We start from the raw sequence: 12,642 nt of genomic DNA, 5'->3' as shown, positions 1-12,642 counted from the left end.
TTTTAAATTTAAATTAATTTAAATTTTAAAAAAAAAACAAGATAATTTAAAATTATCAATAAATTTAAATTTTTTTATTGCATAAGAACAGTTCTATACGTATTATAGTATATTATACATTAATTATGTTAGCCGGCTTAGCTCAGAAGGTAGAGCGACTGACTTGTAATCAGTAGGTCACCAGTTCGATTCCGGTAGCCGGCATCAAATGCAAATGTTATTAGGTGGGATTCCCGAGCGGTTAAAGGGAGCAGACTGTAAATCTGCCGTCATCGACTTCGAAGGTTCGAATCCTTCTCCCACCAAAAAATATTAAATTTTTATTTTTATAAAGCATATAAATACAAAACTTTTAAAAGCGGACATGGTATAAAGGTTATTACCTCAGCCTTCCAAGCTGAAGATTCGGGTTCGATTCCCGATGTCCGCTCCAAAAAAAGCTGGTATGGCTCAGTTGGTAGAGCGCGCCCTTGGTAAGGGCGAGGTCCCCAGTTCAATCCTGGGTATCAGCAAAAGCAATATTCTTATTTATAAACAATATAAATTCAAAAAAATATTTCTGATATTCATTTCTTATGCGTCCTAAAAAATACTGTTAGAAAACATACCTTTTGAATTACTACTAAATCTTATAAAAAAATGTTTTTTATTCAAATTATTCAAAAAAATAAATAATAAAATATTAAATTTTATAAAAAACTAAATTAAAAATTTATATTCAAATTAATTATCCATAACTTAATTTAACTTTTTAATATATTAAAAAAACTTTTTTGAGATGTTTTATGAAACAAGCTAAACGGATTAAAAAAAAAAAAATATTACAGAATACATAAAATGTATTACAATATTGATTTCGTCATTCCTATTAATTTTAAATAATTTATTTCTTAAAAAAAATTTTTTACCTAAATACGAGATAAATATTTTTCTTTTAATAATAATAACAATTATATTAATTCAATCTTCAGAAAGAGGAAAAAAATTATCTTTTTTAATAAAAGAAGCTACAATAGAAATAAGAAAAATCGTTAAACCAACAAAAAAAGAAGCCTTCTACACAACTCTTGTTATAGTATTGGTAACTTTTTTAACATCTATTATAATATGGGGGTTAGATAATATCTTATTTTATATAATTTCAATAATTACAAAAATGAGAATATAAAATGGATAACAAGAAAAAATGGTATGTGTTACAAACATTTTCAGGATTTGAAAGTAAAGTTGTAAACTCTATTAAAGAACACATTGAATTAAAAAAAATGAATGATTTATTCGATGAAATCATGGTTCCTTCAGAAGAAGTTGTTGAAATAAAAAAAGGAAAAAGAAAAAAAAGCGAATATAAATTCTTTCCTGGATACATACTTATTCATATGAATATGACTAGTTTAAGTTGGCATTTAATAAAGAATGTTCCTAAAGTCATGGGATTTGTAGGAGGAACTTCTGAAAAACCTTCTCCTATTAGTGATAAAGAAGTAAAAATCATAATTGATAAAGTAAAAAAAGTTGAAAATAAACCTCGTCCTAAAACTATTTTTGATCCTGGAGAAATAGTAAGAGTTAAAAACGGACCATTTTCAGATTTTAATGGAGTGGTTGAAACAGTAGATTATGAAAAAAATAGATTAAAAGTATCGGTATCAATTTTTGGAAGAGCTACCCCAGTAGAATTAGATTTTTCACAAGTTGAAAAAAATTAATCTTAATAAGATATTGCAGTTATTTTTTAATAAAATATAAATATTTTATTAACTAGAGAAAATCAAAGATGGCAAAAAAAATTCAATCATACATAAAATTACAAGTATCCGCAGGAACGGCTACTCCAAGTCCTCCAATTGGGCCTGCTTTAGGTCAAAAAGGAGTCAATATTATGGAATTTTGTAAATTATTTAATGAGAAAACAAGCAACTTAGAAAAAGGAACTCCAATTCCCGTCATTGTAACAGTATACTCGGATCGATCTTTTACTTTCATTACTAAAACACCGCCCGCTTCTGTATTATTAAAAAAATTTTCTGGAATCAAATTGGGATCAGGAAAAACAAAAACTGAAACGGTTGGAAATATTAGTAAACTACAAATTCAAGAAATTGCGAAGATTAAGAAAAAAGATATGACCGGCTCTAATATTGATAAAATGAGTAAATCAATTGAAGGTACAGCAAAATCAATGGGTTTAGTAATTACGGAGTAAGTAATACATGTTTATTAGTAAAAGAATGAAAAAAATTAAGGAAACAATTAACAAAAAAAATATTCTTAAAGTAGATGTAGCTATTAAAAAATTAAAAAAATTATCAACAGTTAAATTTGTAGAAACGATGGATGTTTCCGTTAATTTAAGTATAAACCCTAAAAAATCAGATCAGAATGTACGAGGGTCAACTATTTTACCAAATGGTATTGGAAAATTAATTAAAGTAGCTGTATTCGCTCAAGGAACTCATATTGAACAAGCAAAATTAGCTGGAGCAGATTTTTTTGGTTTAAATAGTTTAATTCAAAAGATAAAAATGGAAGGTGCGAATTTTGATATTGCAATCGCCTCTCCTGAAAGTATGGAAAAATTAACATCAATTGGATCAATTTTAGGCCCTAAAGGATTGATGCCTAATCCGAAATCAGGAACAATTACAGAAGATATATTCAATGCAGTAAAAAACGCCAAAAAAGGTCAAATACGATTTCGTAATGACAAAAATGGGATCATTCACGCTGCTATTGGAAAAATAAATTTTTCTACTAACAGCATAAAAGAAAATTTATTTAAGTTTTTAGAATCAATAAAAAAATTAAAACCAAGACAATCTAAAGGAAAATTTTTTAAAAAAATTACTTTATCAAGCTCTATGGGTGGAAGTATAGTAATAGATCAATCCAGTTTAAAAGAAATTATTGATTAAAAATTTATTATTAAAATTTATAAAATGAACCAACTTAAAATTTTTTTATCAAAAAAATATATTTTTTAATTTAATTTTAATAGTTCATTTAAATTATTTTTTTATATTCTTTAAATTATTTAAAAAATATAAATATTGAAAATCTAATATACTTATCATCCTTTTGGTTTAAAAAACTCTAAATTGAATTATTTTTATCTTAAAAATCTAGGAGTAAAAAATAAATGGGATTAAACCTTCAGAAAAAAAAAACAATTATTGAAAATATGCATAAAACTGCAAATTTAGCATTATCAGCAATAATTGCAGATTCTAGGGGGATAATTGCAAATAAAATTAATTATCTTAGAAAAAAATCAAGAGAAAATGGAATTATTTTTAATATAGTTCGAAATAATTTATTAAAACTAGCATTTAAAGGAACTCAATTTGAATGTTTAAAAAAAAAATTATCAGGTCCCATATTAATTGCTTTTTCTATGGAACATCCAGGAAGTGCTGCTAGAATTTTCAAAAAATTTTCTATAGAAAATAAGGGTTTTAAAATTATTGGAGCTGCCTTAAAATCTAAATCATTATCTTCTTCAAAAATCGATCAACTTGCAGCTATGCCAACATATAAAGAAAGCATAATTCTTATAATTAACATCATGCAAGAAATAACTTTGGGTAAACTTCTTAGAACATTAATTGCTATAAAAGAAAAGTAATTCTTAAAAAAAATTACTTAGAAAATAAATTCAGCTAATTTAAACATTACATAAACAGTGTCTAAATTTATTTCAGGAAAACTTTCATGCCTATTACAAAAGAACAAATTATAGAAGCTATTGCTGATATGTCAGTTACAAATGTAATTGATCTTATTTCTGATATGGAAAAAAAATTTAATGTTTCTGCTGTTTCTCAGAACAACTCTGGAAACAATCAGAATACATCCAATATAGAAGAAAAAACAGAATTTAATGTTTTTCTAAAATCGATAGGAAAAAATAAAATTGCAGTTATTAAAGCGGCACGTAGTGCTACTGGTTTGGGTTTAAAAGAAGCTAAAGATCTAGTGGAATCAGCTCCTGTTATAATCAAAGAAAATCTTAATAAAAATGATTCTTTATCTTTAAAAAAAGCTTTAGAAGCTGCTGGCGCCGAAATTGAAATTAAATAAATATAAATCTTATTTTATAATATATAAAAACACTTTAAAAAAAAATTAAATTAATATTACTAGCTGGTGAGATAATAATCACCAGCTTTTAAAATATGAAAATATTATTTCCATAAGAATTTTTTCTTATAAAAATATTATTCAATATATACGATATATAAAAAGAAAAACAATAATTTTTCTCAATAAGAAAAAGCTTGATCTTTAGTTAGTTGAGGAACTCCATGGTGTACTCTTATACCGAAAAAAAAAGAATTCGAAAAGATTTTGGAAAACGTCCAAAAGTATTAGAAATACCTTATCTTCTTTCTATACAAATTAACTCTTTTAAAAAATTTATTAAAAAAGATAAAAAAGGAATTTATGGATTAGAAGCGGCATTTCGGTCAGTCTTTCCAATTAGAGGTTATAATGGAAATGCTGAACTACAATATGTAGGATATCGTTTAGGAAAAATTATTTTTGATGTTAAGGAATGTCATATTCGAGGTACAACATATTCCGCTCCTCTACGAGTTAAATTGCGATTAATTATCTATGAAAAAGATACTTTCAAGTCAATTATAAAAGATATAAAAGAACAAGAAGTATATATGGGAGAAATTCCTTTAATGACAAATAACGGAACATTTATTATTAATGGAACAGAAAGAGTTATTGTTTCTCAACTACATCGAAGTCCTGGAGTATTTTTTGACAGTGATAAAGGAAAAACTCATTCTTCTGGAAAAATATTATATAATGCAAGAATTATTCCCTATAGAGGTTCTTGGCTAGATTTTGAATTTGATCCTAAAGATCATTTGTTTGTTCGTATTGATAGAAGAAGAAAATTACCTGTAACAATTATATTAAAAGCATTAAATTATTCATCAGAAAATATATTAAACATGTTTTTTAAAACTAATACATATCTTATAAAAGACAAAATAATTGAAATGCAATTAATAGCTGAAAGATTAAGAGGAGAAACTGCTTCATTTAATATAAAATGCGACAATAATATATTATATGTTGAAAAAGGAAGAAGAATTACCGCTAACCACATAAAAAAACTAATTGAAAATAATGTTAAAAGTTTACAAGTTCCAACTGAATACATTATAGGAAAAATCTTATCAAAAAACTATTTTAATATTTCTACTGGAGAAATTATAGCTTCGGCTAATACAGAACTTACTTTAGAAATATTTGAAAAAATAAAACTTGCAGGTTTTAAAAAAATTGAAACCTTATTTACTAATGATTTAGACCATGGCCCTTATATTTCTGAAACTTTAAAAATTGACTCTACAATTGATAAAAATAGCGCTTTAATAGAAATATATCGAATGATGCGACCTGGTGAACCTCCTACAAAAGAAGCTGCTGAAGCTTTATTTTCAAACTTATTTTTTTCAGAAGATAGATATGACTTATCTTCTGTTGGAAGAATGAAATTTAACTGCTCATTACACAGAAAAGAAATACATGGCCCTAATACGTTAAGAAAATCAGATATTATTGATGTAATTAAAAAATTAATTAATATCCGAAACGGAAAAGGTGAAGTGGATGATATAGATCATTTAGGAAATAGAAGAATCAGATCTATTGGAGAAATGGCAGAGAATCAATTTAGAATAGGATTAGTTAGAGTAGAAAGAGCAGTAAAAGATAGATTATCTCTTGGTGACTTAGAAACACTAATGCCACAAGATATTATTAATGCTAAACCAATTTCAGCAGCCGTAAAAGAATTTTTTGGATCAAGTCAACTATCACAATTTATGGATCAAAACAACCCTTTATCAGAAATAACACATAAAAGAAGAATTTCCGCTCTTGGAGTCGGGGGTTTAACTAGAGAAAGAGCAGGTTTTGAAGTTAGAGATGTTCATCCTACTCATTATGGAAGAGTATGCCCTATAGAAACTCCAGAAGGACCTAATATTGGTTTGATTAATTCATTATCTGTATATGCTCATGCTAATGAATATGGTTTTTTAGAAACACCATATCGAAAAGTTAAAAATTCCATTGTAACTAATAAAATACACTATTTATCAGCTATTGAAGAAGGAGATTTTATTATTGCACAAGCTAATACTAATTTAGATGAAAATGGAAATTTTTTGGAAGAATTAGTTACATGTAGAAATAAAGGAGAATCTGGTTTATTTCATAAAAGTAAAGTAAACTTTATGGATGTTTCCACTCAACAAATTGTTTCTGTTGGTGCATCTTTAATACCTTTTTTAGAACATGACGACGCCAATCGAGCTCTGATGGGTGCTAATATGCAAAGACAAGCCATTCCAACATTAAAATCAGATAAACCTTTAGTTGGAACTGGAATGGAAAGAGCAGTTGCTGTAGATTCTGGAGTAACAGTTATTGCAAAAAGAGGTGGGTTAGTTGAGTATATGGACGCATCAAGAATTGTTATTAAAGTAAATGATTCTGAAACTCTACCTGATGAAGCTGGAATAGATATTTATAATCTAACTAAATATACTCGATCAAACCAAAATACGTGTATTAATCAAATACCCTGTGTTCAACCTAATGAAATTGTGAAAAAAAAAGATGTATTAGCAGATGGTCCATCTACAGATCTTGGAGAGCTTGCATTAGGTCAAAATATGCGAGTAGCTTTTATGCCATGGAATGGGTACAATTTTGAAGACTCTATCTTGATATCCGAAAAAGTAGTTCAAGATGACCGGTTTACTACTATTCATATTCAAGAACTTTCTTGCATATCCAGAGATACAAAATTAGGAATAGAAGAAATTACTTCTGACATACCGAATGTTGGAGAATCTGCATTATCTAAGTTAGATGAATCAGGAATTGTATATATTGGTGCAGAAGTAAGCGATGGAGACATTCTAGTTGGAAAAGTAACTCCTAAAGGAGAAACTCAACTCACACCAGAAGAAAAACTATTGCGAGCTATTTTTGGAGAAAAAGCATCTGATGTAAAAGATTCTTCTTTAAGAGTACCTAATGGAATTTCAGGAACAATTATAGATGTTCAAATATTTACTAGAGACGGAATTAAAAAAGATAAAAGAACTCTAGAAATTGAAGAAATGCATTTAAAAAATATTAAAAAAGATTTAACAGAAGAATTTAAAATTTTTGAATTTGGATTATTTAGTAGAATTAAGAACGTATTAATATCTAGTGGATATTTAAAGGAAAATATTAATAAATTATCTCATGAAGAATTATTAAATGTTTCCATGAAAGAAAAAAAAGAACAATTAACAAAATTGTCTAATCAGTATTATGAATTAAAAAGAAAATTTGAAAAAAAAATAGAAGAAAAAAGAAAAAAAATTACTCAAGGAGATGACTTAGCTCCAGGAATTTTAAAAATAGTGAAAGTATATCTAGCAGTAAAAAGACAAATCCAACCTGGAGATAAAATGGCGGGAAGACATGGAAATAAAGGAGTAATTTCAAAAATCAATCCTATCGAAGACATGCCTTACGATAAAAATGGAGTTCCAGTAGATATCGTTTTAAATCCATTAGGTGTTCCTTCTAGAATGAATATTGGACAAATTTTAGAAACTCATCTAGGAATGGCAGCTAAAGGAATAGGTGAGAAAATTAATTCTTTATTAAAAAAGAAAAAGAAAGTAGAAAAAATAAAAAAATTTTTACAAAAAGTCTTTGATTTAGGAGATAATATTAGACAAAAAGTAAATTTGAATTCATTTACAGATTATGAAATATTTTCTTTAGCAAATAATTTAAAAAAAGGAATGCCAATCGCTACACCAGTTTTTGATGGAGCAAATGAAACTGAAATAAAAGCATTATTATTACTCGCAGATTTACCGCCTTCAGGACAAATTAATTTGTTCGATGGCAGAACTGGTGAACAATTTGAAAGACCAGTAACAGTTGGATACATGTATATGCTTAAATTGAATCACTTGGTTGATGATAAAATGCATGCTCGATCTACAGGATCTTATAGTCTAATTACTCAACAACCTTTAGGTGGAAAAGCTCAATTTGGTGGGCAACGATTTGGAGAAATGGAAGTATGGGCGCTAGAAGCTTATGGAGCTTCATATACCTTACAAGAAATGTTAACAGTAAAATCTGATGATGTTAATGGAAGAACAAAAATGTATAAAAACATTGTTGATGGTAATCATCAGATGGAACCTGGAATGCCAGAATCTTTTAATGTACTGTTAAAAGAGATTAGATCATTAGGAATTAATATAGAATTAGAAGAAAAATAAAATATATTAATTACTAACACTGCAACTCTTTACCTCAACGGGAATCAATCCGTGAAAGATTTATTAAAATTTCTAAAATCACAAACTAAAACAGAAGAATTCGACGCAATAAAAATCGCTTTAGCGGCACCAGATATGATTCGTTCCTGGTCTTTTGGAGAAGTAAAAAAACCAGAAACAATAAATTATCGAACTTTTAAACCAGAAAGAGATGGTTTATTTTGTGCTAGAATATTTGGTCCTGTTAAAGATTATGAATGTTTATGTGGAAAATATAAACGGTTAAAACATAGAGGTGTTATTTGTGAAAAATGTGGAGTAGAAGTCACTCAAAGTAAAGTTCGTAGAGATAGAATGGGACACATTGAGTTATCATCTCCAACTGCTCATATTTGGTTTTTAAAATCTCTACCTTCTAGAATTGGGTTATTATTAGATATGCCACTAAGAGACATAGAAAGAGTTTTATATTTTGAATCTTATGTTGTAATTGATAGTGGAATGACTAATCTTGAAAAAAAACAAATTCTAACAGAAGAACAGTATTTAGATGCCCTCGAAGAATTCGGAGATGAATTTGATGCAAAAATGGGAGCTGAAGCAATACAACAACTTTTAATTCATATGAATTTAAAAGAAGAATGTGAAAATTTAAGACAAGAACTTAAAGACACAAATTCAGAAACTAAAAGAAAAAAAATTACTAAAAGAATTAAATTAATAGAGTCTTTTATACAATCTAATAACAAACCAGAATGGATGATTCTAACTGTTTTACCTGTTCTCCCCCCTGATCTTCGTCCATTAGTGCCTTTAGATGGAGGAAGGTTTGCTACTTCCGACTTAAATGATTTATATCGTCGTGTAATTAATAGAAATAATCGATTAAAACGTTTATTAGAATTATCCGCTCCAGATATAATTGTTAGAAATGAAAAAAGAATGTTACAAGAAGCTGTCGACGCTTTATTAGATAATGGAAGAAGAGGTAGAGCTATAACTGGCTCTAATAAAAGACCGCTTAAATCATTAGCTGACATGATTAAAGGAAAACAAGGTAGGTTTAGACAAAATTTATTAGGAAAAAGAGTTGATTATTCCGGAAGATCAGTAATTACCGTTGGCCCATATCTTCGTTTACACCAATGTGGGCTACCAAAAAAAATGGCTTTAGAATTATTTAAACCATTTATTTATGGAAAATTGGAAGTTAGAGGATTAGCAACTACAATAAAATCAGCTAAAAGAATGGTTGAACGAGAAGAACCTATCGTATGGGATATATTGGATGAAGTTATTAAAGAACATCCAGTTTTATTAAATCGAGCTCCTACTTTACACAGATTAGGAATTCAAGCTTTTGAGCCAATGTTAATTGAAGGAAAAGCTATTCAATTACATCCTTTAGTTTGTGCAGCATATAATGCCGATTTTGATGGTGATCAAATGGCAGTTCATGTTCCTTTAACATTAGAAGCACAATTAGAAGCAAAGGCATTGATGATGTCTACTAATAACATTCTTTCCCCTGCAAATGGAGATCCAATTATAGTACCCTCTCAAGATGTAGTACTAGGACTTTACTATATGACTAGAGAAACTATCAATGGGAAAGGAGAGGGAATGTTATTAAGTAATCCCAAAGAAGCGGAAAGAATTTATTATTTAGGTTTAGTTGATTTACATGCATCTGTTAAAGTAAGGATTACAGAATATAAAAAGAATAAGAATAATCAATTTATTAAAAATAAAAAAATTGTAAATACAACAATTGGAAGATCTATTCTATGGATGATAGTTCCAAAAGGACTTTCATTCAGTATTGTTAATAAAACATTAGGAAAAAAAAGTATTTCTAAAATGTTAAATACTTGTTATCGAATTTTAGGTATAAAAGATACTGTTAATTTTGCTGATCAAATTATGTATACTGGTTTTTCTTATGCTGCTAGATCTGGTGCATCAGTTGGAATTGATGATATGGTTATACCTAATGAGAAAATAGGAATTATCACAGAAGCAGAAAAAGAAGTTGTAGAAATACAAGAACAATTTCAATCCGGATTAGTAACTTCTGGAGAAAGATATAATAAAGTAATTGATATATGGGCTGCAGCTAACGAACGTGTTTCTAAAGCAATGATGAAAAATTTATCTACAGAATTCATTTTAGATAAAAAAGGAAAAAAAAGAGTACAAACTTCTTTTAATAGTATATTTATGATGGCAGATTCTGGTGCAAGAGGATCAGCGGCGCAAATTAGACAATTAGCAGGAATGAGAGGTTTAATGGCAAAACCAGATGGTTCAATTATTGAAACACCCATAACTGCTAATTTTCGTGAAGGGCTAAATGTACTGCAATATTTTATTTCTACGCATGGAGCAAGAAAAGGATTAGCAGATACTGCATTGAAAACAGCAAATTCTGGTTATTTAACTCGTCGATTGGTCGACGTAGCTCAGGATTTAGTTGTGACAGAAAACGATTGCAATACGAATAAAGGAATTTTTATGACTCCTGTCATAGAAGGCGGAGATGTTAAAGAGCCTTTAAGAGAAAGAGTACTGGGTAGAGTAACTGCTGAAAATGTTTTAAAACCTAATACAGCTAGTATCTTAATTCCTCGAAATACATTGTTAAACGAACAATGGTGTAATATTTTAGAAGAAAATTCCATTGATAATGTAAAAGTTAGATCAGTAGTTCATTGTAATACAAGTTTTGGAGTATGCGCATATTGTTATGGAAGAGATCTTGCTAGAGGTAATTTAGTGAATAAAGGAGAAGCAATTGGAGTTATTGCAGCTCAGTCAATTGGAGAACCAGGAACTCAATTAACCATGAGAACTTTTCATATTGGAGGAGCAGCTTCAAGAGTTGCTGCTGAATCTAATATTCAAGTAAAAAATGAAGGAACTATTCGACTAAATAATGCAAAATCTATTATGAACTCTAAAGGACAAATTATTATTTTATCTAGAAATGTTGAATTAAATATGATTGATTCCTTCGGTAGAACTAAAGAAAGTTATAAAGTTCCTTATGGAACCATCCTTACTAAAGGAAATGAAAAAAAAGTAAAAGCTGGAGAAACTGTCGCTATATGGGATCCACATACAATTCCTGTAATTAGTGAAGTTAAAGGTTTTGTTCAGTTTGTTGATATGATCGAGGGACAAAGTATTATTAGGCAAACTGATGAATTGACTGGTCTTTCTTCTATAGTTGTACTAGATATTTCTGAAAGAATCGCTTTAGGTAAGGATTTAAGACCATCGTTAAAAATTATAGACACTTATGGAAAAGATATACTAATTCCCGGTACAGATGTTCCAGCTCAATATTTCTTACCAGGAAAAGCTATTATTCAACTAGAAAATTTAACTGAAATTAGCTCTGGAGATACTTTAGCAAGAATTCCTCAAGAATCTGGAGGAACAAAAGATATTACTGGTGGTTTACCTAGAGTTGCTGATCTTTTTGAAGCTAGAAAACCAAAAGAATTAGCTATTTTAGCAGAAATTAGCGGACTAGTTTCTTTTGGAAAAGAAACTAAAGGAAAAAGAAGATTAATTATTAACCCTATGAATGACGAAAATCTGTATGAAGAAATGATTCCTAAATGGAGACAATTAAATGTTTTTGAAGGAGAGAGAGTTGAAAAAGGTGACGTAATATCTGATGGCCCTGAATCTCCCCACGATATTCTTAGATTAAGAGGTGTACAATCAGTTACTAGATATATTGTTAATGAAGTTCAAGATGTTTATCGTCTTCAAGGCGTAAAAATAAATGATAAACATATAGAAGTAATTATAAGACAAATGTTAAGGAAAGCTACTATTCTCCATTCTGGAAATTCAGATTTTTTAATAGGAGAACAAGTAGAATATTCAAGAATTAAAACAGCTAATGAAAAATTAATAAAAAAAGGAAAAAATCCTGCTACTTTTTCACGAGATTTATTAGGAATTACTAAAGCATCATTAGCAACAGAATCTTTTATTTCTGCCGCATCCTTTCAGGAAACCACTAGAGTATTAACTGAAGCAGCGGTTGCAGGAAAAAGAGATGAATTAAGAGGCTTGAAAGAAAATGTTATTGTAGGTAGATTAATTCCAGCTGGAACTGGATATGCTTATCATCAAACTAGAAGTAATCGTAAAGAACCTATAGAAAAAGTAGATATTTCTCATCAATCAAAAATCACCGTTGAAGAAGCATCTGCTAATTTATCAGAACTTTTAAACTCTGAATTAACAGTAAATTAACTTAATAAAATTTATATTTTATAAAAAATTCAAGAAT

8 protein-coding genes and 4 tRNA genes are annotated in these 12,642 nt (G+C 28.6%); all 12 read left to right on the top strand.

All coding sequences use genetic code 11. From position 1 onward, the window contains the following. Positions 1-131: 131 nt before the first annotated feature. The 12 genes from RJT65_RS00240 (at position 132) to rpoC (ending at position 12,605) form a co-directional block, all read left to right on the top strand. Positions 132-204: transfer RNA gene (locus RJT65_RS00240), tRNA-Thr, on the top strand. A gap of 19 nt (positions 205-223) precedes the next feature. Beyond that, positions 224-305, top strand: a tRNA-Tyr gene (locus tag RJT65_RS00235). 53 nt (positions 306-358) lie between these two features. Next, positions 359-433: transfer RNA gene (locus tag RJT65_RS00230), tRNA-Gly, on the top strand. A gap of 6 nt (positions 434-439) precedes the next feature. Then, positions 440-512: transfer RNA gene (locus RJT65_RS00225), tRNA-Thr, on the top strand. A 338-nt stretch (positions 513-850) separates the two neighbouring features. Continuing rightward, on the top strand, positions 851-1,168 hold the full coding sequence (gene secE, locus RJT65_RS00220; RefSeq protein ID WP_343152822.1) for a preprotein translocase subunit SecE: 318 nt from the start codon (positions 851-853) through the stop codon (positions 1,166-1,168). 1 nt (position 1,169) lies between these two features. Then, complete coding sequence (gene nusG, locus RJT65_RS00215; RefSeq protein ID WP_343152821.1) at positions 1,170-1,709, top strand: transcription termination/antitermination protein NusG; 540 nt, start codon at positions 1,170-1,172, stop codon at positions 1,707-1,709. 68 nt (positions 1,710-1,777) lie between these two features. Then, complete coding sequence (rplK, locus tag RJT65_RS00210) at positions 1,778-2,206, top strand: 50S ribosomal protein L11 (RefSeq protein WP_343152820.1); 429 nt, start codon at positions 1,778-1,780, stop codon at positions 2,204-2,206. Positions 2,207-2,213: 7 nt separating this feature from the next. Further along, positions 2,214-2,915 (top strand): 50S ribosomal protein L1, encoded by a 702-nt coding sequence (gene rplA / locus RJT65_RS00205; protein ID WP_343152818.1) that lies wholly within the window; start codon positions 2,214-2,216, stop codon positions 2,913-2,915. 224 nt (positions 2,916-3,139) lie between these two features. Next, entirely contained in the window at positions 3,140-3,625 is a 486-nt protein-coding gene (gene rplJ, locus RJT65_RS00200) for a 50S ribosomal protein L10 (RefSeq protein ID WP_343152817.1), read from the top strand. An 86-nt stretch (positions 3,626-3,711) separates the two neighbouring features. Then, positions 3,712-4,080, top strand: a complete 369-nt coding sequence (gene rplL / locus RJT65_RS00195; protein ID WP_343152816.1) for a 50S ribosomal protein L7/L12 — start codon at positions 3,712-3,714, stop codon at positions 4,078-4,080. 224 nt (positions 4,081-4,304) lie between these two features. Then, positions 4,305-8,330 (top strand): DNA-directed RNA polymerase subunit beta, encoded by a 4,026-nt coding sequence (gene rpoB / locus RJT65_RS00190; RefSeq protein WP_343152815.1) that lies wholly within the window; start codon positions 4,305-4,307, stop codon positions 8,328-8,330. A 51-nt stretch (positions 8,331-8,381) separates the two neighbouring features. Further along, positions 8,382-12,605: a DNA-directed RNA polymerase subunit beta' gene (rpoC, locus tag RJT65_RS00185; RefSeq protein ID WP_343152814.1), complete on the top strand. Its 4,224-nt coding sequence runs from the start codon at positions 8,382-8,384 to the stop codon at positions 12,603-12,605. The last annotated feature ends 37 nt before the right edge of the window (positions 12,606-12,642 follow it).

It is taken from the genome of Buchnera aphidicola (Mindarus japonicus), assembly GCF_039393905.1.
GTDB lineage: Bacteria > Pseudomonadota > Gammaproteobacteria > Enterobacterales > Enterobacteriaceae > Buchnera_A > Buchnera_A aphidicola_B.
The sequence above is the reverse complement of the archived record's forward strand: the minus strand, read 5'-3'. Positions and strand labels throughout refer to the sequence as shown.